This is a genomic window from Caballeronia cordobensis (assembly GCF_001544575.2).
Taxonomy (GTDB): domain Bacteria; phylum Pseudomonadota; class Gammaproteobacteria; order Burkholderiales; family Burkholderiaceae; genus Caballeronia; species Caballeronia cordobensis.
The window spans coordinates 199,864-221,612 of the sequence record NZ_FCNY02000006.1; the positions used below are offsets into that span (position 1 = coordinate 199,864).

Below are 21,749 nucleotides of genomic sequence, written 5' to 3' on the forward strand. Positions count from 1 at the left end.
AGAATAGGACGTCGGGGAGAGGGAGGTAACCACCCGCGCGGGGTGGCGGGCGGCGGTGCTGGCGGGGTTAGCGGCGTGCGCGGCCGTCGTCGGCGGCGGCTTCGAGCTCGAAATCACGCATGCGTTTGACGGCTTCGTCGCGGCACGAGACGCCGAGCTTGCTGTAGATGTTCTTCAGATGCCATTTGACCGTTTCAGGCGAAATGCCGAGCGTGCGCGCGATCTTCTTGTTCGGCAGCGCCTGGCCGAGCAGACGCACCACGGCCGATTCGCGCTCGCTCAGGATCGACGGCCCGGAAGACGCGGCGCTCTTGCAGCCGGTCACGGAAGGCGTATCGACGATCGCGCGCGCGGCTTCTTCCGCTGCTCGCAGGCGCCGCACGTAGAAGCTCAGCACGGGATCGGCCGGCTCGCTTTCCATGACGCGTTCGATCAGGTCGAGGATGCCCGCATCGACGTCGAGAATGCTGCGGATCAGGCCGAGGCGATGGCCGCTTCGCAGCGCCGTCATGACCGCGTTGCGCGCGGCGTTGGCGCCGTAGCGGCGGGCGTCGACCATCGCGGCGCACATCTGGAAATGCACGACGTGCCGTTGCCAGCCATGTCGCGCGCATTCTTCGATCAGCGCGTCGAGCCGCGTGGCGGCTTCGTCGTTGTCCTTTCGCGCGATGCACCAGTCGATCTGCGCCCGCTCGGTCATGAGGCGAATTTCCGCCGAGGCGTCGGCGTTGCGCGATTCGTTGCGGACGCAGAGCGCGTCGAGCCGCGCGAGGACCGCTTCCGCCGTATCGAAGTGGGCGGAGTGTGCGTGCTGGCGCACCTGTTCGGACAGGCTATACGCGAGCAGACGGTCAACGCCCGATTTGACCGCATATTCTTCGAGACGCTCGAGATAGGCGAAGGCATCGAGATCGTGTCCCGCGACCCGATGAACGCCGGCCAGCGCGAGCAGCACCCGCAACACCGAATCGGGGATCGAAACGCGTTCGAGCACATCGACGCGTTCTTCCAGCAGCTTGCGCGCCGCTTCGAGCTCGTTGAATTCGTATTGCGCCTCGGCGAGCAGGGCCGCGGCGAAGCATGTCGCTTCGATGCCCGAGCTGCCGAGCTTTTCCGCTTCGGACAGCACGTCTCGGCTGATGCGCTCCGCTTCCTGAAGGTTGCCTTCCATGGCATGACTGAAGCCCGCGATGCAGCGCCCGTTGAGCACGCCGCCGGATGTGCCGAGAAGCGGCGCGCCGTCTATCAGGATTTGTGCGGATTTCTCCTGGACGCAGCGTGCTTCCGCATATCGTCCCGTGCGCAGATGGATCCACGAGAGGATGGCATTGCGCGCGGTGTCGTGCCATCCGTCCGCATCGTGAGGCATATCGAGCAGGCGCGGTGCGGTGGCGAGCGCCGTTTCGATGTCGTCGCGCTGGATCGCCAGGCCCGCTTCAAGCAGCACGAGCCGGAACCGCGAGCATTCGTCGTCTGCCGGAATGGTGACGCGAAGCCGCGCGATGCTCGCCGCGCAGGTATCGAAATCGCGCGCGTAGAGATCGAGTTGCAGCGTCCACAACTGCAGAAACGGGCGCGCCTGGACTTCCGCGAGCGGCAAAAGCCGTATCAGGCGCATGAGCTTGCGCAGATTGCCCTGGCGCTGCATGTTCCGCGCAACCTGCTGCACGAGGTTGGCCGCCGCGGACGATTCCCCGGCCATGAGTGCGTGACGCACCGCTTCGTCCGGAAGATGATGTTCGCGGAACCATATCCACGCCGCGCGATGGATGTCGCGCTGTTGCGCTTCGCTTCTCGCACGGAAACGCGCGAGCAGCGTTTCGCGAAACAGCGGGTTGAGCCGATACCACGTTTCGTCGCCCGGACGCTCGATGAGCGTGATGAAGAAACTATCGGCGGTGAGCTTGGACAGCAACGGCAGGACGTGCGTCATGCCCGGTTCGTCGGCGATCAGCGCGGCGCACAGCGAAGGGCACACGCGCGAGCAGATCGACATGCGCACGAGCAGTTCCACTTCGAGCGGCAGCAGACGCGACAGCACTTCGCTCTGGAAATAGTCGGAGAACGAGGAGGCGTCGCGCAATGCGGGATGCACGCATTCGTCCGGCGGCGCGAGTTCCGCGCCGACCTTGCGGTTTTTCCTGAGGCCGAAGGCGAGCAGTTGCAGGCCGGCGATCCATCCGTCGGTGAGTTCGTGCAGCCGCCGGGCCTCGCGTTCGTCGATCGCGTTCGACTGCGTCATGAGAAACGCTTCGGACTCGCTGAGGGTGAAGCGCAAATCGCGCATGTCGAGTTCGAGAAGCTGCGACTGGTCGCGCAGCCGGCCGAGCGAAAGCGGCGGGTTGGCGCGCGTCATCAGCGCGATATGCAGGTTCTGCGGGCCGTAGTCGAGCAGCCACTGGAAGACGCCGTGCACGCGGCTGTCGGTGACGTGGTGGAAGTCGTCGAGGATCAGCACCAGTTCGTTCGGATGCCTCGCGATGGCGCTCACCAGCGCGATCAGCGTGCGCTCCACGGCTTCCTCGTCGACGCCGCGTCCGCCGAGCAGCGTCGCATCGCGCGTCAACGCGAGATCGATCTGCGAAAGACTCGCGACAAGATAGCCGAGACACGCGGACATGTCGTTGTCTTCCGCGGTCAGCGTGAGCCAGGGCACATCGAAGCCAAGAAGCAGCAATTCCTCGCGCCAGTTGGCAAGCGTCGTCGTCTTGCCGCACCCGGCCGGGCCCTGAAGCACGATGCAGCGCCTGCGCCGCGCGTCGAGCAACTGGCTCAGCAGGCGGTTGCGCACGACGACGCGCGCCGCGTTGCGAGGCGGGCTGAGCTTCGGACTGGGCTGGAATTCCATGCCGGACGGACGGTGCGGAAGTGCTTCGATGCTCGGATGGGTTTGCGGCATGGCGACCTTCGACTTGCAGTGATGGCGCGTTGAGATGCGACGCCACCAGACGGCGAAATGATGCGGGGGCATTGTAACGTCGAGTTGCCCGCACCCATATAGGTAAAGCCGAGAGGTGTCCTTTTCTGCATTCGCTGATAAGTCCCGCGATGTCTGACGCCGGTCTGCTTTTCGCCATCCCTCGGGTATTCCCGTGCCTACCCCATCCGGGGTGGGGGAGGCGAACCGCGGTTTCGTCAACATTGGGGCGCACCGGCATCGTCGGTGGCGTCAACATGGAGAGGAGACCTGCATGCGCAGCATCAGTAAAGGCATTTGCGGTGCGACATTAGCGCTCGTCACGAGTGCGGCGTCGGCGCAGTCGAGCGTCACGCTGTATGGCGTGGTCGACGTCTGGATGCAGTATTTGAACAACGGCGGTCAAAGCTCGGTATCGGAACGAAGCGGCGGCAACACGGGCTCGATGATCGGCTTCAAGGGCAAGGAAGATCTCGGCGGCGGTTTGTCCGCGATCTTCACGCTCGAAGGCGGATTCAACACCAACAACGGTGCGTTTTTCGCGGACAGCTCGACGATGTTCTATCGGCAGGCGTGGGTCGGACTCTCGCATGAGAAGTACGGCACGCTCACGTTCGGGCGGCAATATCAGCCGACGTTCTGGGCGATCTATCCGAGCGAGCCGTTTCGCGCCGACGAGGTTCTGTCGCCGCTCGCGGCGCTGTCGGTGTCGACCGGAACCGATCGCAATACGCTTGCGACCCAGCGGCAGCCGGGGCGTCTCAGCAACACGGTGGTCTACGTGTCGCCGAACATGGCGGGCCTGACGCTGCGCGGCCTCTATGCCTTTTCCGATTCGACGACGCAGCCGTATCCCACGAAGACCGGCAACTATCTCGACGTCGCGGCGACGTATTCCGGGTATGGCTTCTACGGCGGGCTGGCCTATTCGAACCAGCACGGCGGAACGGCCAACATTCCGGGCTTGCCGGGCACGCTGAACATGCTGAGCACCGAGCATTTCACGGCCGCGATCGCTTACCGCATCGGTATCGTGAACCTGCAGGCGAACTACTCGTACAACCGTCCGGACGACGCGCCGGTGGGCTCGCTGGCGGCGCGGCTGAACGCGGTGCATTCGTTCTCGATCATGGAAGTCGGCGCGACGATTCAGGCGACGCCGTTCGACACGATCGAGATCGCGGGTTTGCAGCGCGCGGTGCGCGGTGTCCATGACAACAACGTCGCCTTCGAACTCGGCTATGATCACGCGCTGTCGAAGCGCACGACGCTGTACGCGCGCGCGGGTTACATCAAGAACAACGGCTCGGGCAACGCAAGCTGGCCGGGCATCACGCCGGTCGCGCCGGGCTCGAAGCAGGTCATTGGCGCGCTCGGCATGACGCACCGCTTCTAAGCGTGCTTTTGAGCGAACTTATCGGGAATGAATATGAAATCGATCGTATCATGCACATTATGTTTCGGATTGCTGATGGCTTCCGTTTCGTTTGACGCGAACGCGCAATCCAGCGCAACACCGGAAGCGCCGCTGGCGAGCGCGGCGTCGAGCACGAAGGCGACGAAGCAGGCCAACCGCGCGCTCGTCAAGGAAGTCGTGCGTGCGCTCACCAAGACGAAGGGCTTGCAGAGCAACGCCATTACCGTGCGGGCGAACAACGGCGCGGTCATTCTGGAAGGCGCGGTGCCTGAACAGGCGCAAATGGATCTTGCGACGCGTGCGGCGGCGAGCGTGCCCGGCGTAACTTCGGTGAAAAGCGCGCTGACCTTGTCGACGTTCTGACGAGAGGATGCGGTCCATCGCCGGGAGCGCGATGGATTGTCTCGCCAGCCGCTTTTTACGCGGGATGCATCAATGCCGACAAGGGTAACAAGAGCAGCAATAATCAAGCTGTCCGCTCAATCGCTCAATCCATCGCCGCATGCGCGACCGACTCCTCGGCCGCACTCTTCCCCGCTGGCCGGATCAGCAACAACAACGGCACCACCAGCAACGTCGCGACGAACATCAGCTTGAAGTCGTTGAGATACGCGATCATCGAAGCCTGCTGGGTGATGGTCTGATTCAACATGGCCATGTCCTGCATCGAGCCGCCCGAGAGCATCGGCTGCACCGCCGGATTGAAGGGCGTCACCTGCGCCGCGAGGTCGGCATGCGCGACCTGCGTGTTGCGTGTCATCAGCGTCTGCACGATCGAAATGCCGATACTGCTGCCGATGTTGCGCATCAGGCTATAGGTGGCGGTGCCGTCGGCGCGCAGTTCGGGCGTGAGCGTCGAAAACGTCAGCGCCGACAGCGGCACGAACACGAGCCCGAGGCCGAAGCCCTGAATCACGCCCGGCCACACGATATCCGATGCCGACAGCACGATCGTGTAATGCATCATCTGCCACAGCGCGAACGCGGAAATCAGAAAGCCCGCGAGCAGCAGCGCGCGTGCATCGATGTGCTTCAGCATGCGCCCCGCGACCAGCATGGCGATCATCGTGCCCGCGCCGCTCGGGGCCGTGACGAGGCCGGTCGTCGCGACCGGATAGTTCATGAGGTTCTGCAGCATCGGCGGCAGAAGCGCGCGCGTCGCGTACATCACCGCGCCGATCACGAAGATGAAGCAGGTGCCGGTCGCGAAGTTGCGGTCTTTCAGAAGCTGATATTTGAAGAACGAACGCGCGCCGGCCGTCGCCGTATGCGCGATGAAGAAAACGAAACTGACCGCCGCGAGCAGCGCCTCAATGCGGATTTCGATCGAGCCGAACCAGTCGAGCTGCTCGCCGCGGTCGAGCATGGCCTGGAACGCGCCGATTGCGAGACCGAGCGTGGCGAAACCGAACGCATCGAATTTCACGGCGCGCTTCGCCGCTTGCGTCGGCAGGAACGTCGAAACGCCGAAGAGCGCGAAGGCGCCGATCGGCACGTTGATGAAGAACACCCAGCGCCAGTTGTAGCTGTCGGTGAGCCAGCCGCCGAGCGTCGGACCGAGAATCGGACCCACCATGACGCCCATGCCCCACACGGCCATCGCCTGGCCCTGCTTTTCGCGCGGGTTGATGTCGAGCAGGATCGACTGCGACAGCGGCACGAGCGACGCCCCGAAAATGCCCTGCAACAGCCGCGAGCCGACGATCTGCGCCAACGTCTCCGACAAGCCGCACAGCGCCGACGCCACCGTGAAGCCCGCAATCGAAATGCACAGCAGCTTTTTCACGCTCAGCCGGTCGGACAGCCAGCCGGTGAGCGGCGTCGCGATCGCCGCCGCGACGATATACGACGTCAGCACCCACGTGATCTCGTCCTGCGATGCCGACAGGCTGCCCTGCATATGCGGCAGCGCCACGTTCGCGATGGTGCTGTCGAGTGTCTGGATCAGCGTCGCGAGCATGATCGAAACGGTCAGCATGCCGCGGTTCAGGGGCGCCGCGGCGCTTTCCGTGGAGGCTTCGGAGGACATGGGGGCGGCCGCGGGAAAGCGGCTTTTCATGAGTAGGGTTATAGTAAGCAGGCTTATTATACCGAGTCGGCAACGGCGCGCGCGTCTTACATATAATCGCGCGATGGAAACCCAACTCGACAAACGCTTCGGCTTCCTGGTCGCGGACGTGGACCGCCTGTGCGGCAATCGTTTCGACGTCTTGGCGAAGTCGTCGCTCAATCTCACACGCGCGCAATGCCGCGTGCTCGCGTATCTCTCGCATTACGGCGAGGTCAATCAGGCGCGGCTCGCGGGGCTGCTCGAAGTCGCGCCGATCTCCGCCGGACGGCTGCTCGATCGCATGGAAGAGGGCGGCTGGATCGAGCGGCGGCTCAATCCCGACGACCGGCGCGAACGGCAGGTGCGCATGACCGCGAAGGCCGAAAAGGCGCTGGACAGGGCGCGGCGCGTCGGCGACGAGATCGCGTCGGAGGCGCTCGCCGGTTTCAGCCGCCAGGAAAGCGAGCAGTTGATCGCGCTGCTGCAACGCGTGCGCGGGAATCTGAGCCGCATCGTGGATCGCTGACGGATCGCGCGAGCCGTGCTAACGTGCCGCGCGTGGATCGCAGATTGCTCACGCGATTCGCGCAAGCGTCGTCAACCGTCATCATCCATCCCGGAGAAGATCGATCATGAATAAACGCACCGCACCGTTGGCCATCCTCGCCCTGTCGGTCGCCGCGCTCGTCGCCGCGCCCGTCGCGCAGGCGCAGGACACGGCCGCCTCCACGCCGAAGCAGATCAAGAAAGCGGAACGCAAAGCGGCGCGCGCGAAGAAGAACGCCGAGCTGAAGGAACTGGAAAAGAACGGCTACAACCCGGCGGGCGAGCAGACCAACTATCCGCAGAATCTGCAGAACGCCCAATCGAAAATCAACGCGCAGAAGGCGGCCAAGCCGGCTGCGGCGTCGGCGCCCTGATGAATGGCGCGGACGCGCTGTCCGCGCCACGATCCGCTCAAGGACAGGTGACGCCGGTCGCCGGCTCACCTTCTACGATTCCCCTCTACCCTCCACGAAGCGCTCGACGCGCCGCCCGAGTTGCCGTACCGTCTTCGCAGATGGCGAAAGAACCGGAACCACGGCCGCTGAAACGGGGAGGGCGCGAACATGCGCTGGCTTTCTTGGCTGTTGATGTTCGTGCTGTGCGATGCGCACGCCGCCTCGCGCTATTACGCGCCGATCACCTTCTATCCGCACGATGCAGTGCGCGTCTCGCGCTTCGCCTCGACGCCCGGCGCCATGCTGGTGCCCTATGGCGCGGGCGCGAAGGTCAGGGAAGGCGAGTTCTACGTCGTTTCGAATGCTTCGTTCAAGGCGCTGACGGCGCAGGTGCAAAGCGACGGCACGATCGTGCTCGTGCAGTCGAAATGGACGCCCGAGCTCGCCGCGAGCCAGATCTGGACCGTCACGAAAGAAGGCAGCGGCTTTCGCCTTTACTCCAGGCTGCATGAACGATACGTGACGCTCGGCGCGCGCGTGGATCTCGACGAGGCGTCCGGCGAAGCGCGGCAAAACTGGAGCATCGAAGCCGATGCCAACGCGGTGACGATCGCGGCGACCGGCACGAAGACGGGCATCGCCATCGAGCATCAGGCGCTGCGCGATGGCGCGCGGGTCGAAGTCAACGCGCAGGCCGGGCAGTGGCGTCTGTACGAAGTCGGCAACCCCAGCGCCGATCATGCCTATCGCCCGCTCGATGCGGCCGCCCGCTCGACCTACGACAACGCGAACAGGCGCTATCACCTGAACGCGTTCGCGCCGGATGCGATCGAGGCCGACCGGCTGCGCGGCTTTCGCTGGACGGACTACCATCCGTCGGGGCTTTATGTGTCGAAGGGCGAGTCCGTCGTGATCGACGTAACGGGTCTCGCCGACGACGGCCCCGATGGTCTCGTCATCCTGGTCGGCAACAAGAACGGCTTCTACCGGCGTCAGCCCGCGGGCGATCCGCAGATGGTTCTCGCAACCGAAGGGCGCAACACGTTCGTCGCCTCGCGTGACGGGTTGTTGTACTTCGAATATACCGACAGCGGCTTCAACGAGCGGCCGCGCGCATCGATCGATGTATTCGTGCGCGAAGGCGGGCGGCCGGCGCCGTTCTATGTCGAAGGCGTGACGACGCCCGGCGAATGGCGCGCGATGCTGCAACGCCACGCCGACGCGCCGCTCATCGAAATGACGGGCAAAAGGACGATGTTCACCGTCTCGCGCGCGATGTACGACAAGGCGGGCGCCGCCGACCCGGCGATGCTGCTCGGCTATGTCGAGCGCGTCATGGGCTATTACGACGCAATCTCCGGGCTCGATGGATCGAGCGCGCTCGACACGCCTTCGCCGTTGCGCGTGCATTTCGTACAGGACGCGATCTCCACGCACGCGGAGTTGCAGGATGCCTACATGTACGCGACCTACTACATGATCGGCCTGCCGCTCGACAGCGCGGCCGAAACCTTGCTCAAGCCCGCGAAATCCGAGGAATGGGGCGTGTGGCACGAACTCGGCCACATGTATCAGCAATGGGACTGGACCTGGCCGGGCGTCACGGAAACGACGGTCAACATCTATTCGCTGCATGCGCTTCAGCGCCTCGGCACGCCGATGGTGTCGCCCTTGCTGCGAACCGTCGACGCGCATGGCGCAAAAAGCCGGCTCGATCTCGCGACACGCTATCTCGCGCAGCCGTCACGCAATTTTCTCGACGATGCGTCGTTTCCCGTGCCGTCCGAAGCGCTCTGGGTCCGGCTCGTGATGTACGAGCAGTTGCGCCGCGCGCTCGGCGACGCTTTTTATGCGCGGCTGCACAAGGCGTATCGGCTGCATCCGCTGACGGAAGATGAAGGCGGCGACCGCAACGAAGTGCAGACCTTCGTGCTGCGCGCGTGTATCGCGGCGAATCTCGATCTCACGGAATTCTTCTCGCGATGGGGCTTGCCGGTGGATAACGCGACGCGCGCGGCCGTCGCCGGGATGAAGCTGAAGACGCCGCCGATGGATTTGACCCGAACGCGTATCTGACGCACGAGAAAGCACAAAAAAACGCCGGCACACGCCATGCGCCGGCGAAATCCTGGCTTACGAGGGCTGCCAGAATGGGATGAGTCCTTTACGCGGCATCGGCGAGGCGGATCGTGCGCGGTCCCTCGCGGCGCGCCGATTTGCGCTGCGCCATCGCGCTCGCCGACTGCGCGCCGGGCACGTTGCCGATGCCGAATGCGGGCCGCGCCAGAAAATATCCCTGCGCGAGCACGTGCGGCCATTGTGCGAGCCACTGCGCCTGCGCCGCCGTCTCGACGCCTTCGACGACGATCGCCACCTTCAGCCGCGTGAGCAGGGCCAGCACCGAGGAGAACACCAGACACGCGTTCGGGCAGCGCGGCGCGCCGGAAAGCAGTTCCTTCGCGATCTTCACCGTGCCGAAGTCGATCGGACCGAGCGCGGCGAGACACGAATAGCCCGTGCCGAAGTCGTCCATCGCGACGCTCACGCCCTTGTTTCTCAGGCGCTGCACGACCTTGGGCATCGACGGCATGCGCGCCAGATCTTCGCTTTCCAGCAATTCGAGTTCGATGCACTCCGGCTTGACGCCGTGCGCGCGGCAGATCGATTCCAGGCGGCCGGCAAAGCCCGGCAACGCCGCGACCGATGGCGGCACGTTCACCGCCACCGAATACTGCGCGCCGCCGCGGCTGCGCCACGCCGCGATTTCCGCCGCCACCGCGTCCAGCACGAACCAGGTGAATTCGCGCATGATCTCGGCGTCCTTGAACGCATCGCTGAATGCGCCCGGCAGCATCACGCCGTACTCGGGATGACGCCAGCGAATGAGCGCTTCCATTTGCGCGAGCTCGCCGCTTCCGACTCGGTAGATTCCCTGATAGGCGATGCAGAATTCTCCGGCCCTGAGGCCTTCGAGCACGCGATGCCTGAATGCATGATTCGAGTTCGGCGCGGCTTTCGCGACATGCGAGCCGTCAGTCGTTCTTTTCATGCTCTAACCATCCCCTGCCAGTTGGTCGTGGAAGCGGTCGCACGAGTCGTGCCAGAGTCGCTGCGGACGGCTCCGATCGGTCTGTGAACGCGATCGAGCGCGATGCGAATGCTGGGCGCGGAACGATGCTGTCACGATTGCGCGACAGGATATCCCGGATTCAACCGCGAAGCGTATCGAATCCGGGACGCATCACCGGATATGTGCGGCGCCGCACACAAGGCGATGACCGGCGCTTCTCGCCGTTTTGCACTTTTGGCGCGTGCTTTCTGGAACTTTTGTAATCCCGACTACTGCCGATAACGGCCGCATTCATGATCGCAATAACAAGTACTGCTGATGCGTCATTTAGACGGTCGCGGTTTCGGCCACTGGCCGCATGCGTTCGAGCGCGCTGCCATCCTCGCGGAACAGATGCACGTGACGAATGCTGAAGCCCGCGTTGAGGCGCTGGCCCTCGACCGCCGTCGATTCGCCCGAGCCCTTCACCTGGATCACGAGTTCGTTCGGCAGACGCACATGCAGGAGCGTTTCGCCGCCGAGATGCTCGATCACCATGACTTCGCCGGTGAGGCCGCTGTCGATATCGCCGCCGCACGATTCGATGAAATGCTCAGGCCGGATGCCGAGCGTGAGCGTCTCGCCCGCCTTCACCGCCGCCGCCGCGAACGGCAGCGTGAGCGCGTCGCCGCCGGGCAGTTCGATGGTGACGCCCGCGGCATCCACGCGCGTCACGCGCACGTCCATGAAGTTCATCTTCGGAGAGCCGATGAAACCCGCCACGAAGCGATTGTGCGGCGTGCGATACAGCTCCAGCGGCGAGCCGATCTGTTCGACGCGCCCATGATTCAGCACGACGATGCGATCGGCCATGGTCATCGCTTCGGTCTGATCGTGCGTGACGTAGATCATCGTCGCGTTGAGCTGCTTGTGCAGCTTGATGAGCTCCAGGCGCATCTGCACGCGCAAGGCGGCGTCGAGATTGGAAAGCGGTTCGTCGAAGAGAAAGACTTTCGGCTCGCGCACGATGGAGCGTCCGATCGCGACGCGCTGACGCTGCCCGCCTGAAAGCGCGCGCGGACGCCGTTCGAGCAACTGGCCGATCTGCAGAATCTCCGCCGCGCGATGCACGCGTTCCTTGATCTGCGCCTCCGGCAGCTTGAGCATGCGCAGCCCGAACGCGATGTTCTCGTACACCGTCATGTGCGGATAGAGCGCATACGACTGAAACACCATCGCCACGCCGCGTTGCGACGGTTCGAGATCGGTCACGTCTTCGCCGCCGATCATCACTTGCCCCGAGTCGCTGCGCTCAAGGCCCGCGATGGTGCGCAGCAAGGTGGATTTTCCGCAGCCCGAAGGACCGACGAACACCATGAACTCGCGGTCGGTCACTTCGATATCGACGCCCTTCAGCACATCGACGCCTGCAAAGGCCTTGCGGATCTGCTGCAAGTGAACTGCGCTCATTACGTTGTCTCCAGTGTGCCGCTGCGGCAGCGCAGCATCGGATGCATCGTTGAATTTGTTCTTGACAACCTGTTCGCGCCAAAATATACAATTGTAAAACCGAAATTACAAGTGAAACGAGGCAAGCCGCAGGACGCATCCGCAAGTCACACCCGCTCGAAAAAAACCAAGGAGACAGGCATGAAGAAGCGCTTCATCCCGGCCCGGCAGCTCGGCCCGATCAAACACGTCGCGGCGGTCGCGCTACTGGCGGCGAGCGCGGCGTTCGCCGCATCGAACGCGCAGGCCTGGACGCTCAAGGAAGCGGCGCAGCCGTATTCGGGCACCACGATCAAGGCCATTTTCCTGGACCGTCCCGGCTACAAGGCGGCGCAACAGCTCATTCCGCAGTTCGAGAAAGAGACGGGCATCAAGGTGCGCTGGGAAGTGATTCCGTACGAGAACACGCGCGAGAAGGAAGTGCTCAACTTCGTCGGCGGCGGCGATCAGGACATCGTGCTCGTCGATGTCGTGTGGATCGGCGAATTCGCGAGCAACAAGTGGCTCGTGCCGATCAAGAAGTTCACCGACGACCCCAAGCTCGCCGACCCGAATCTCAATCTGAAGGGCTTCTTCCCGATCCTGCTCGATTCGTTCGGCACGTGGGACAAGGTCACCTACGGCCTGCCGTTCGATAACTACTCGGGCCTGATGTTCTACAACAAGTGCATGTTGAAGGACGCCGGTTTCGACGAGCCGCCGAAGACCTGGGATGATCTGCTCAACACCTACGCGCCGAAGCTCACGAAGGGCGACAAGTTCGCTTTCGCGCTGCAATCGCGGCGCGGCGAAACACAGTCGGCGGACAGCTTCATGCGCGTGCTGTGGCCCAACGGCGGCTCGCTGCTCGACGCGAAGTTCAAGTCGAACCTGATGTCGCCACAATCGCAGGCGGGCCTCGAATACCGGCAGAAGCTCATGAAGTACATGCCGCCGGGCATCGTCGATTTCGACCACGCCGAAGCGGTGAATGCGCTCGCGCAAGGCCAGGTCGCGATGATCACCGAATGGTCCGCGTTCTATCCGACGCTCACCGATCCCAGCAAGTCCAAGCTCGGCAACTGTCTCGCAATCACGACCGAACCGAAGGGCCCCGCAGGCCTCAAGCCCGCGCTCGGCGGCTTCTCGCTCGCGGTGAACGCCAAGTCCAATGCGAAGAAGCAGGCCGCGTCGTGGCTCTTCATTCAATGGATCACGTCCGAAGCCATGGCCAAGCCGTATCTCGAAGCGGGCGGCGTGCCGGCGCGCACAGCGGTCTACGAGGACAAGGCCGTGCAGGACAAGTATCCGTTCGTGAAGCCGATGGTCGAATCGTGGCAGGGCGGCGTGCCGGATTATCGTCCGCGCTTCCCGGAATGGCCGGCGGTCTCGGAAGTCATCGGCGAATGGGGCAGCAAGATGATGCTCGGCCAGGTGACGGTGAAGGAGGGCGCGCAGACCATCGGTCAGAAGACCGAGGACATCCTGAAGAAAGCGGGCTATTACGACGGCAAGAAGCCCTTGTTGAAATAACGCGCTCGACATACAGGAAACAGGAGGCGATCGAATGGCATCACCCGCACTGCACGCGCGCGGACCCCGCAAGCCCACGCGCTACTTCGGCGTCCTGCCGCGTTCGCCCGCCTTCTGGTTCCTGATTCCCGCGATAGCCGCGCTCGCGATCATCGGCATCTATCCGCTGCTGCTCGCGCTCTACAACTCGTTTCATCAGTACAAGCTCGCGGATCTGGGTTCGGGCACGCCGTTCATCGGGCTCGACAACTACATCGCCACGCTCACCGATCCGACCTTCTGGGAAGCGCTCGGACGCACCGCGCTGTTCCTGTGCCTCACGTTGCCCATCGAAGTGGCGCTCGGCCTGTTCGCCGCGCTGCTGCTGCATCGCATGGAGTTGCCCTGGCTGCGTGCGGCGGCGCGCGTGAGTCTCGTCATTCCGATGGCGACGACTTATGCGGTGGTGGGTCTCATAGGCCGCCTGATCTTCAACCGCCAGTTCGGCGTGGCGAACTATCTGACGGGGCTGATCGGCATTCCGCCGCAGGACTGGCTCGCCAATCCGACGCTGGCGTTCGTCTCCGTGATGATCATGGATGTCTGGCAATGGACGCCGTTTTGCGCGCTGATTCTGCTCGCCGGGCTCTCGATGGTGCCGAAAGAAGCCGAGGAAGCCGCGCGCCTCGAAACGCCGAAGTGGAGCATGATTCTCTGGCACCTGCAGCGGCCTTATCTGCTGCCCGGTCTCACCGCGATTCTGATCCTGCGCTCCGCCGACATGCTCAAGATGTTCGATGCCGTCTTCACGATGACGCGCGGCGGCCCGGGCGCGGCGACGGAGTTCATCAGCGTCTATATCCAGCGCGTGGGCTTTCGTCTCTTCGATCAGGGCATGGCGTCCGCGCAGGCGATCATTCTGCTGATTCTGACGATCGTGCTGTCGCGTCTTTATATCCGTTTCGTGTATCGGGAGGCCGCGTGAGTTCGACCAGCATGCAGACCACGCAACGCGCCAAGCGCGCACGCGCCGCAAGAAAACGCGCCACGGTATGGCACTTCATCGGCCTTGTGATCGTGTTCATGTCGTCGGTGTTTCCGTTCTACTGGATGGTCACGACGAGTCTGAAGAGCCAGTCCGACGCGCTCGCGTATCCGCCGAAGTGGCTCTTCTCGCCGACGTTCCATCATTATTCGGCGGCGCTCTTCGAGCACGACGTGGCGGGCAGCCTTCTGAACTCGCTCATCATCGCGAGCAGCACGACGGTGCTGGCCATTCTGCTCGGCGCGCCTGCCGCGTATGCGCTCGCGCGCTACGAGTTCCGCGGCAAGGAAGACCTGTGGTTCTGGTTCATCTCGAACCGCATGGTGAGCCCCGTCGTGCTGGCCGTGCCGTTCTTCCTGATCGCGACCAAGCTCGAGCTCGTCGATACGCATATCGTGCTGATCCTGCTCTATCTGACGTTCTCGCTGCCGATCGTCGTGTGGATCTGCACGGACCAGTTCCGCAACATTCCGGTCGAGCTGGATGAAGCCGCGCGTCTGGACGGCGCATCGCCGTGGCGCGTGTTCTGGCGCATCAATCTGCCGCTCGCGATGCCGGGCATCGTCGTCTCGGCGATCTTCGCGTTCATCTTTTCGTGGAACGATCTGCTCTACGCGCTCGTGCTGACGCGCAGCGACGCGATCACGTCGCCCGTCGCCGCGACGAGCTACATGAGCGGCTATGAATTGCCGTGGGGCGAAATCATGGCGACGGGCACGCTGATCGTGCTGCCGATGGTCGTGTTCGCGCTGGCTGTTTCGGGCCGGCTGGTGCAAGGCCTGACGATGGGCGCCGTGAAATAAAATCGCCGCTTTTGATTGAACACCGGAGCAACATGAGCAAGAGCGCACCGCCCATCGCCGTCGCTGAAGCGGACGATTCCATCGATTCGGAGGAAGAGCTGCAGGCGCGCGTCGCGTGGCATTACTACGTCGGCAATCTGACGCAGCAGGAGATCGCGCAGCGCATCGGCAGCAATCGCGTGCGCGTGAACCGCCTGCTTGCCGCGAGCCGCGAGTCCGGCCTCGTGCAGATTACGATCAACAGCAAGATCGCGCCGTGCGTTGCGCTGGAAGAAGCGCTCGCGCGGCGCTTCGGGCTCGAATGCGCGGTCGTCGTGCCCACCGGCGCGAACAACGAGGCGAACAACGCGGCGCTCGGCATCGGCGCGGCCGCGTACTTCGCCAAGCAGATCGTCGCGGGGCAGACCATCGGGCTCGGCTGGGGCCGCACGATTCGCGCGGTGCTGCGCGCGATGCCGCAGCGCTCGTACGGAGCGGTGTCGGCGGTGTCGCTGCAAGGCGGCTTGTCGCATTGCCCGAGCATCAACACGTTCGATATCGTCTCCGACTTCGCGGACATCTGCCGCGCCGATGGTTATCTCTTCGCCGCGCCCATCTACGTGAGCAGTCAGAAGGCGCGCGATGTGATCCTGCAGGAAGAGACCGTGCGCGAGACTTACGAACTCGCACGCAACGCGAATCTCGCGCTGCTCACGTGCGGCGATCTCACCGAATCGCTCGTGGTGACGTACGGCATCGACAATCCCGAGCAGTTGCGCACGCTGGAAAAAGCGGGCGCGGTCGGCGACATGCTCGGTCATTTCATGGATGAAGACGGCGAGCTGATCGATCATCCGCTGAATCGCCGCACGGTGGCGATCGCGCTCGACGACCTGCGCAAGATCAAGCGCGTGATTCTCGTGAGCGGCGGCAAGAAGAAATTTCATGTGACGCGCGCGGCGTTGCGCGGGCGCTATCCGTCCGTGCTCGTGACCGACGAAGACACGGCGCGGCGTCTGTGCGACGAGCCTTGAAGACCACACCATGACCATCGACAGAAACCGCGAGTTCGCGGGCAAGACCGTGCTCGTCACGGGCGCGGGCAAGGGCATCGGCCATGCGACGGTGCATTTGCTGATCGAACGCGGCGCGCGCGTGATCGCGCTGAGCCGCAGCGCCGCCGATCTCGATGCCCTGAAGGCGGAAGCGGGCTGCGACACCATCGCCGTCGATCTCGCCGATGCGCACGCCGCGCGTGAGGCCGCGCGCGCCGTGCAGCCCGTCGATCTGCTCGTGAACAACGCGGGCATCGCCGTGCTCGAATCGTTTCTCGACACGAGCGTCGAAGCCTTCGATCTCACGATCAACGTGAACCTGCGCGCCGCGATGATCGTCGCGCAAGAGTGCGCGAAAAGCATGATCGCGCGCGGCGCGGGCGGCTCGATCGTCAATGTGTCGAGCTTGTCCGCGAACGTCGGCTTCGCGCTGCATGCGGCGTATTGCGCATCCAAAGGCGGGCTGGACGCGATGACGCGCGTGATGGCGACCGAACTCGGCCCGCATGGCATTCGCGTGAACGCCGTGCTGCCGACCGTCACGATGACGCCGATGGGCGAGCGCGCCTGGAGCGATCCCGCCAAATCCGCGCCCATGCTCGCGCGCATTCCGATGAACCGTTTCGTCGAGCCGGTGGAAGTGGCGCGCACCATCGCCTATCTGCTTGGCGACGATTCGAGCATGGTGAGCGGTGTCAGCTTATTGGTCGATGGCGGATTCCAGTCCTGCTGAACCCGCCTATTTCTCTATCAAAGGAACGACGATGGAAGCACTGGTTCTCGAGGAAGCGAAACGCATCAGCTTGCGTCCGTTCAGCTTGCCGCAGGTCGTGGGACCGCGCGACGTGCGCATCAAAATTCATACGGTGGGCATTTGCGGCAGCGACATTCATTACTATCAGCATGGCCGCATCGGGCCGTTCGTCGTGAACGAGCCGATGGTGCTCGGGCACGAAGCATCGGGCACGGTCGTCGAGGTCGGCGATGAGGTGAAGCATCTGAAAGCGGGCGATCGCGTGTGCATGGAGCCGGGCGTGCCGGACATGGAATCGCGCGCGTCGCGCGAAGGCCTCTATAACCTCGATCCCAAAGTGCGCTTCTGGGCGACGCCGCCCGTGCATGGCTGCCTCGCGCCCTACGTCGTGCACCCGGCTGCGTTCACCTACAAGCTGCCCGATAACGTGAGCTTCGCGGAAGGCGCGATCGTCGAGCCGCTATCCATTGGCTTGCAGGCTGCGAAGAAGGCCGCGATCAAGCCGGGCGATGTCGCCGTCGTGCTGGGGGCGGGCACCATCGGCATGATGTGCGCGCTGGCCGCGCTCGCGGGCGGATGCAGCCGCGCGATCGTGTGCGATCTCGTGCCGGAGAAGCTCGAACTCATCGGCGGCGTGCAGGGCGTGACCGCGGTGAATATCCGCGATAAACGCGTGCTCGACGTGGTGCATGAACTGACCGATGGCTGGGGCGCGAATATCGTGTTCGAGGCGAGCGGCAACGAAAAGGCATTCGACGGCATCGTCGATCTGCTGTGTCCGGGCGGCTGTCTCGTGCTCGTCGGCATGCCGCAGCATGCGATTCCTCTCGATGTCGTCGCGGTCCAGATCAAGGAAGCGCGCATCGAATCCGTGTTCCGTTACGCGAATATCTTCCCGCGCGCGATCCAGTTGATCGCGTCGGGCAAGCTCGACGTGAAGCCGTTCATCTCGCGCACGTTCCCGTTCGCGGAAGGCATCAAGGCTTTCGAGGAAGCGGCGAGCGGCGTGCCGACCGATGTGAAGGTGCAGATCGTACTGGAAGCGTGAATCGCAACGCACATCACAACAGGGAGACACGTCATGGCCGACGAACAAATGACGGCGATCGTATGCCGCGCGCCGAAGGATTATCGTGTGGAACGCGTGCAGCGCCCGCGTGCCGCGCGAAACGAAGTCGTGATTCGCATTGCCGCATGCGGCATCTGCGCGAGCGACTGCAAATGCTGGTCGGGCGCGAAGATGTTCTGGGGCGGCCCGAATCCGTGGGTGAAAGCGCCGGTGATTCCGGGGCACGAATTCTTCGGTTATGTGGACGAGCTAGGCGAAGGCGCGGAAGACCATTTCGGCGTGAAAAAGGGTGACCGGGTTATCGCCGAGCAGATCGTGCCGTGCGCGAAGTGCCGCTATTGCAAATCGGGCGAATACTGGATGTGCGAGGTTCATAACATCTTCGGCTTTCAGCGCGAAGTGGCCGATGGCGGCATGGCCGAATACATGCGCTTTCCGCCGACGGCCATCGTGCATAAGATTCCCGACGGCATTTCGCTGGAAGACGCGGCGATCATCGAGCCGCTCGCATGCGCGATTCATACGGTGAATCGCGGCGATATCCAGTTGAGCGATGTCGTCGTGATCGCGGGGGCGGGGCCGCTCGGGCTGATGATGACGCAGGTCGCGCATCTCAAGACGCCGAAGAAGCTCGTCGTGATCGATCTCGTCGAGGAACGTCTTGCGCTGGCGCGCGAATATGGCGCGGATATCACGATCAATCCGAAGACCGACGACGCGCTGGAAACGACTCGCTCGATCACGGATCGCTACGGCTGCGACGTGTATATCGAAACGACGGGTGTGCCGGCGGGCGTGTCGCAGGGGCTGGAGTTGATCCGCAAGCTCGGCCGCTTCGTCGAGTTCTCGGTGTTCGGCGCCGATACGACGGTGGACTGGTCGATCATCGGCGATCGAAAGGAACTCGACGTGCGCGGTGCGCATCTCGGGCCGTATTGCTATCCCATTGCGATCGATCTGCTCGCGCGCGGCCTGGTGACGTCGAAGGGCATCGTCACACACGGCTTCACGCTCGATGAATGGGACGAGGCGATCAAGATCGCGAATTCGCTCGACTCGATCAAGGTGCTGCTCAAGCCGAAGTGAGCGAAGGCGCGTTCAGAAGGGCACTTCGCCGACGTGCCACAGCACGCCGGACGGATCGAACACGAAGCCGACTTTCATGCCCCAGCTCTGCATCGCGGGCGCCCGCGCGGGATTGACGCCGAACTCGCTCGCGAGTGCCTCGGGATTCATCTCGCGCCACCAGGCGTCGACATCGCGCACGAGCAGTTGCAGCATGCAGTTTTCCGCGAATTCCTTCACATAGAAATTCTGAAGAATGAAGCTGAAGCTGCCGGCTTTCATCATCGCAATGTCGTCGTCCTGATGCGTGATGCGAAACCCCAGGGCTTCGTAAAAGCGTTTGGACAGTGCGAAGTCTTGTGCCGGAACGAAAGGGCGCAGCGCGAGAATTTGGCTCATCGTGAAAGCTCAGCGTGACGGGAGCGCACAGTGTAACGCCCCCGCCCGCTCAAAGCCCCGATGCGTGCAGGAAGATCTGATTGAACATCTTGTTCCACTGGCCGCGCTCCTGCATCGTCATGGCGGGATCGACGAGCGCGACGTTGACGCCCTGCATCGGCGAAGCGACATTGCGATTGGTCGGTACATAATCGCGCGAGACGAGAATGCGCTGTGCATCGACGGAAAGCAGATAGTCGTAGAGCAGCAGCGCGGCGGCCGGATGCGGCGCATGCGTGAGCAGCGCGACGCCGTTCGCGCGGGCCGCCGCCGGCTGCAACACGAACCAGTCGATTGGCGCGCCTCGGCGCTTCGCCTGTGCGGGCATGTAGTTATAGACTTCGAGCGCGAGCGGCACTTCGCCGGCGACCACGAGGTTATTCAAAAGCGAATTGCCCGTGCGCGCGGCCACGCCATTCGTATCGACGAGTGTGCGGAAAAATTCGATGCCTTTGTCGCGGCCCATCTGCGTCGCGACCGTCGCGAACCAGTCGGCGCTTTTTGCTTCGATGCCGAGCTTGCCTTTCCAGTGCGAGGCGAGCAGGTCGTCATAGCTTTTCGGCAGATCGGCGGGTTTGATGAGACGCGTGTTGTACGCCTGAACCCAGACGGACAGCATCGTCGATGCCCATTGCCGATGCACGGGCACCACGTGGGGCGCGAGTTCCGCGAGCACCGGCGATGACACCGGCGTGAGCAGCTTTTCGCGCCGCAAGGCATCGAGATACGACGAGCCGGTATGCACCGCATCGACGATATAGCGATGCCCCTGCGATTCCGCGACGATACGCTGCACCACTTGCTCGTCGCCGGCACGCCAGATATTCACCTTGATGCCATAGCGCGCCTCGAACGGATCGATAAGCGGCGCGACGTCCGGCTGTGCGATCGACGTGTAGAAGTTCAGCTCGCCTTCTTCCTTTGCGGCGGCGAGAATCTTTTCGGCGCGGTCCGGGCCTTCGTAGGATGCGAGCGCGAGGTTCGGCTGCGGCTGCGATTGCTTCGCGCACGCCGCGAGCGGCAGGCCCGCAGCGCCGAGCGCGAGCGCAGCGCCGGCAAGACGCATCACGTCTCTTCTCGTCGTTGACATGGGGCGCTCATCTCCTTTGCGTCGGTTTGATTGTAGGCGCGAGACACTCGTCATCATGACGCCGTTTCGGCGAAATTGCTTTGCCATACGCGTTCGAGCCGCGCGTTGAGATCGTCGGGGAACGGGCCCATTCCGGAGACGGCGCAGAGCTCTTTCAATTGTTCCATCGACGAGAATCCGCCGAGCGCTGTTGTTACGCCCGGATGCGCGAGCACGAAGCGAAACGCGGCCTGGGCGAGCGTGATGCCCGATTCGCGCGCGAGGAAGCTTACGCGTGCGGCGCGTTCGCGCATCCTGGTTGCGTCGGAAGCGTTACCGGAAATATCGCGTGCAAGCGGATGATGCGCCTCGCCCGCGATACTTTGATCCGACAGAAAGCCCCGCGCGAGCACACTGTAAATCGCCGCGCCCGTGCCGGCTTTGCGCGCATCGTCGAGTACGGCGCCGCCGTCTTTATCGACGGCGAGGTTGGCGGGCAGCACCATGCCCGCGCTGGGATTGAGCAGCGTATAGGGAACATTTAGCATGCCAAATTGAAAATTTGCGAGCAGTTCACGCACATGAGGCGCATCGTTGCCGCGACAGACGAAGCCCACGTGCGCAACCTTGCCCGCATCGACGAGACGACGCATGCCTTCGAGCGCGCCGCGCGGCCCGAGAAAATGCTGCACGCCCAGCGTGTGATAGTCGCGGTCCACGGGCGCGTGCGCGCCTGCAACGGGCGCATTGTGAATCTGCAACACGTCCAGACGATCGACGCCCAGTGCTTTCAGGCTCGATTCCGCCGAACGCACGACATGCCCCGCGATATCGTCGAGATTTTCCGCGCGTATTTCGACTTTCGAGTTGATGAGCGGCCGCGCGCTCAAGGTGTGCAGCACGCGGCCAAGGTTCGCTTCGGCGCCGATATAGTCGGGCGCGACATCGAAGTAGTTAATGCCCGCTTCGAGCGCAGCCTCGACGATGCGCAACTGCTCGTCGAAGCTGCCGCGCACCATCAGACCCGCATTGCCGCCGCAGCCGAAACCGATCTCGGACACCTTCAGACCGGTGCGGCCCATGCTTCTGTATTTCATC

19 protein-coding genes are annotated in these 21,749 nt (G+C 63.5%); 12 read left to right on the forward strand and 7 right to left on the reverse strand.

The window, feature by feature from the left end; translation table 11 throughout:
* Window positions 1–67 precede the first annotated feature (67 nt).
* Entirely contained in the window at window positions 68–2,899 is a 2,832-nt protein-coding gene (locus AWB70_RS13545) for a LuxR C-terminal-related transcriptional regulator (protein WP_053572100.1), read from the reverse strand.
* Between the two features lie 292 nt (window positions 2,900–3,191).
* Here AWB70_RS13545 and AWB70_RS13550 point away from each other — a divergent pair, with 292 nt between their 5' ends.
* Together AWB70_RS13550 and AWB70_RS13555 are read left to right on the forward strand one after the other, a co-directional pair.
* The gene (locus AWB70_RS13550; protein WP_053571554.1) at window positions 3,192–4,313 is read left to right on the forward strand and encodes a porin; all 1,122 of its coding nucleotides are present in this window, start codon (window positions 3,192–3,194) and stop codon (window positions 4,311–4,313) included.
* Between the two features lie 33 nt (window positions 4,314–4,346).
* Window positions 4,347–4,697 carry a BON domain-containing protein gene (locus AWB70_RS13555; protein ID WP_053572099.1) on the forward strand — a complete coding sequence of 117 codons (351 nt, stop codon included), beginning with the start codon at window positions 4,347–4,349 and terminating at the stop codon, window positions 4,695–4,697.
* A gap of 124 nt (window positions 4,698–4,821) precedes the next feature.
* On the opposite strand, the gene AWB70_RS13560 is transcribed toward AWB70_RS13555, so the two are convergent.
* Window positions 4,822–6,363, reverse strand: a complete 1,542-nt coding sequence (locus tag AWB70_RS13560) for a DHA2 family efflux MFS transporter permease subunit (RefSeq protein ID WP_045461275.1) — start codon at window positions 6,361–6,363, stop codon at window positions 4,822–4,824.
* A gap of 103 nt (window positions 6,364–6,466) precedes the next feature.
* Between AWB70_RS13560 and AWB70_RS13565 the strand changes: the two genes are divergently transcribed.
* The 3 genes from AWB70_RS13565 to AWB70_RS13575 all read left to right on the forward strand — a co-directional run bounded on the left by AWB70_RS13565 (window position 6,467) and on the right by AWB70_RS13575 (window position 9,401).
* Window positions 6,467–6,910 carry a MarR family winged helix-turn-helix transcriptional regulator gene (locus AWB70_RS13565; protein WP_014252624.1) on the forward strand — a complete coding sequence of 148 codons (444 nt, stop codon included), beginning with the start codon at window positions 6,467–6,469 and terminating at the stop codon, window positions 6,908–6,910.
* A 106-nt stretch (window positions 6,911–7,016) separates the two neighbouring features.
* Window positions 7,017–7,304, forward strand: a complete 288-nt coding sequence (locus AWB70_RS13570) for a DUF4148 domain-containing protein (protein ID WP_053571553.1) — start codon at window positions 7,017–7,019, stop codon at window positions 7,302–7,304.
* A gap of 189 nt (window positions 7,305–7,493) precedes the next feature.
* Window positions 7,494–9,401: a M60 family metallopeptidase gene (locus AWB70_RS13575; RefSeq protein WP_053571552.1), complete on the forward strand. Its 1,908-nt coding sequence runs from the start codon at window positions 7,494–7,496 to the stop codon at window positions 9,399–9,401.
* Between the two features lie 88 nt (window positions 9,402–9,489).
* On the opposite strand, the gene AWB70_RS13580 is transcribed toward AWB70_RS13575, so the two are convergent.
* Together AWB70_RS13580 and AWB70_RS13585 are read right to left on the reverse strand one after the other, a co-directional pair.
* Window positions 9,490–10,374 carry an EAL domain-containing protein gene (locus AWB70_RS13580; RefSeq protein WP_053571551.1) on the reverse strand — a complete coding sequence of 295 codons (885 nt, stop codon included), beginning with the start codon at window positions 10,372–10,374 and terminating at the stop codon, window positions 9,490–9,492.
* A gap of 348 nt (window positions 10,375–10,722) precedes the next feature.
* On the reverse strand, window positions 10,723–11,844 hold the full coding sequence (locus AWB70_RS13585; protein WP_014252621.1) for an ABC transporter ATP-binding protein: 1,122 nt from the start codon (window positions 11,842–11,844) through the stop codon (window positions 10,723–10,725).
* A 180-nt stretch (window positions 11,845–12,024) separates the two neighbouring features.
* Here AWB70_RS13585 and AWB70_RS13590 point away from each other — a divergent pair, with 180 nt between their 5' ends.
* Genes AWB70_RS13590 through AWB70_RS13620 form a run of 7 tightly spaced genes read left to right on the forward strand, consistent with a single transcriptional unit; the run spans window position 12,025 to window position 19,165 of the window.
* Window positions 12,025–13,395: an ABC transporter substrate-binding protein gene (locus AWB70_RS13590; RefSeq protein WP_041733455.1), complete on the forward strand. Its 1,371-nt coding sequence runs from the start codon at window positions 12,025–12,027 to the stop codon at window positions 13,393–13,395.
* 34 nt (window positions 13,396–13,429) lie between these two features.
* Window positions 13,430–14,359, forward strand: a complete 930-nt coding sequence (locus tag AWB70_RS13595; RefSeq protein ID WP_041733453.1) for a carbohydrate ABC transporter permease — start codon at window positions 13,430–13,432, stop codon at window positions 14,357–14,359.
* Window positions 14,360–14,370: 11 nt separating this feature from the next.
* Window positions 14,371–15,222, forward strand: a complete 852-nt coding sequence (locus AWB70_RS13600) for a carbohydrate ABC transporter permease (RefSeq protein ID WP_014252618.1) — start codon at window positions 14,371–14,373, stop codon at window positions 15,220–15,222.
* Window positions 15,223–15,254: 32 nt separating this feature from the next.
* Entirely contained in the window at window positions 15,255–16,235 is a 981-nt protein-coding gene (locus AWB70_RS13605) for a sugar-binding transcriptional regulator (protein WP_014252617.1), read from the forward strand.
* A gap of 10 nt (window positions 16,236–16,245) precedes the next feature.
* Window positions 16,246–16,989 (forward strand): SDR family oxidoreductase, encoded by a 744-nt coding sequence (locus tag AWB70_RS13610; RefSeq protein WP_053571550.1) that lies wholly within the window; start codon window positions 16,246–16,248, stop codon window positions 16,987–16,989.
* 31 nt (window positions 16,990–17,020) lie between these two features.
* A complete protein-coding gene (locus tag AWB70_RS13615) occupies window positions 17,021–18,058 on the forward strand; it encodes an NAD(P)-dependent alcohol dehydrogenase (protein WP_014252615.1) in 1,038 nt (345 codons plus the stop codon).
* A gap of 33 nt (window positions 18,059–18,091) precedes the next feature.
* Window positions 18,092–19,165, forward strand: coding sequence for an alcohol dehydrogenase catalytic domain-containing protein (locus tag AWB70_RS13620; protein WP_053571549.1), 1,074 nt, complete (start codon window positions 18,092–18,094; stop codon window positions 19,163–19,165).
* 12 nt (window positions 19,166–19,177) lie between these two features.
* Here AWB70_RS13620 and AWB70_RS13625 read toward each other — a convergent pair whose 3' ends face one another.
* From AWB70_RS13625 to AWB70_RS13635, 3 genes are read right to left on the reverse strand one after another with little or no spacing between them, the layout of a single operon-like run.
* Window positions 19,178–19,543 (reverse strand): VOC family protein, encoded by a 366-nt coding sequence (locus AWB70_RS13625; RefSeq protein WP_053571548.1) that lies wholly within the window; start codon window positions 19,541–19,543, stop codon window positions 19,178–19,180.
* 49 nt (window positions 19,544–19,592) lie between these two features.
* The gene (locus AWB70_RS13630) at window positions 19,593–20,672 is read right to left on the reverse strand and encodes an ABC transporter substrate-binding protein (protein WP_053571547.1); all 1,080 of its coding nucleotides are present in this window, start codon (window positions 20,670–20,672) and stop codon (window positions 19,593–19,595) included.
* Window positions 20,673–20,725: 53 nt separating this feature from the next.
* Window positions 20,726–21,748, reverse strand: a complete 1,023-nt coding sequence (locus AWB70_RS13635; RefSeq protein WP_053571546.1) for an aldo/keto reductase — start codon at window positions 21,746–21,748, stop codon at window positions 20,726–20,728.
* Window position 21,749: the final 1 nt, after the last annotated feature.

Excerpts from the sequence above, each read along its gene's own strand:
- AWB70_RS13545 (WP_053572100.1), bottom strand. The coding sequence starts at position 2,899 with ATGCCGCAAACCCATCCGAGCATCGAAGCACTTCCGCACCGTCCGTCC.
- AWB70_RS13550 (WP_053571554.1), top strand. The coding sequence starts at position 3,192 with ATGCGCAGCATCAGTAAAGGCATTTGCGGTGCGACATTAGCGCTCGTC.
- AWB70_RS13555 (WP_053572099.1), top strand. The coding sequence starts at position 4,347 with ATGAAATCGATCGTATCATGCACATTATGTTTCGGATTGCTGATGGCT.
- AWB70_RS13560 (WP_045461275.1), bottom strand. The coding sequence starts at position 6,363 with ATGTCCTCCGAAGCCTCCACGGAAAGCGCCGCGGCGCCCCTGAACCGC.
- AWB70_RS13565 (WP_014252624.1), top strand. The coding sequence starts at position 6,467 with ATGGAAACCCAACTCGACAAACGCTTCGGCTTCCTGGTCGCGGACGTG.
- AWB70_RS13570 (WP_053571553.1), top strand. The coding sequence starts at position 7,017 with ATGAATAAACGCACCGCACCGTTGGCCATCCTCGCCCTGTCGGTCGCC.
- AWB70_RS13575 (WP_053571552.1), top strand. The coding sequence starts at position 7,494 with ATGCGCTGGCTTTCTTGGCTGTTGATGTTCGTGCTGTGCGATGCGCAC.
- AWB70_RS13580 (WP_053571551.1), bottom strand. The coding sequence starts at position 10,374 with ATGAAAAGAACGACTGACGGCTCGCATGTCGCGAAAGCCGCGCCGAAC.
- AWB70_RS13585 (WP_014252621.1), bottom strand. The coding sequence starts at position 11,844 with ATGAGCGCAGTTCACTTGCAGCAGATCCGCAAGGCCTTTGCAGGCGTC.
- AWB70_RS13590 (WP_041733455.1), top strand. The coding sequence starts at position 12,025 with ATGAAGAAGCGCTTCATCCCGGCCCGGCAGCTCGGCCCGATCAAACAC.
- AWB70_RS13595 (WP_041733453.1), top strand. The coding sequence starts at position 13,430 with ATGGCATCACCCGCACTGCACGCGCGCGGACCCCGCAAGCCCACGCGC.
- AWB70_RS13600 (WP_014252618.1), top strand. The coding sequence starts at position 14,371 with ATGCAGACCACGCAACGCGCCAAGCGCGCACGCGCCGCAAGAAAACGC.
- AWB70_RS13605 (WP_014252617.1), top strand. The coding sequence starts at position 15,255 with ATGAGCAAGAGCGCACCGCCCATCGCCGTCGCTGAAGCGGACGATTCC.
- AWB70_RS13610 (WP_053571550.1), top strand. The coding sequence starts at position 16,246 with ATGACCATCGACAGAAACCGCGAGTTCGCGGGCAAGACCGTGCTCGTC.
- AWB70_RS13615 (WP_014252615.1), top strand. The coding sequence starts at position 17,021 with ATGGAAGCACTGGTTCTCGAGGAAGCGAAACGCATCAGCTTGCGTCCG.
- AWB70_RS13620 (WP_053571549.1), top strand. The coding sequence starts at position 18,092 with ATGGCCGACGAACAAATGACGGCGATCGTATGCCGCGCGCCGAAGGAT.
- AWB70_RS13625 (WP_053571548.1), bottom strand. The coding sequence starts at position 19,543 with ATGAGCCAAATTCTCGCGCTGCGCCCTTTCGTTCCGGCACAAGACTTC.
- AWB70_RS13630 (WP_053571547.1), bottom strand. The coding sequence starts at position 20,672 with ATGTCAACGACGAGAAGAGACGTGATGCGTCTTGCCGGCGCTGCGCTC.
- AWB70_RS13635 (WP_053571546.1), bottom strand. The coding sequence starts at position 21,748 with ATGAAATACAGAAGCATGGGCCGCACCGGTCTGAAGGTGTCCGAGATC.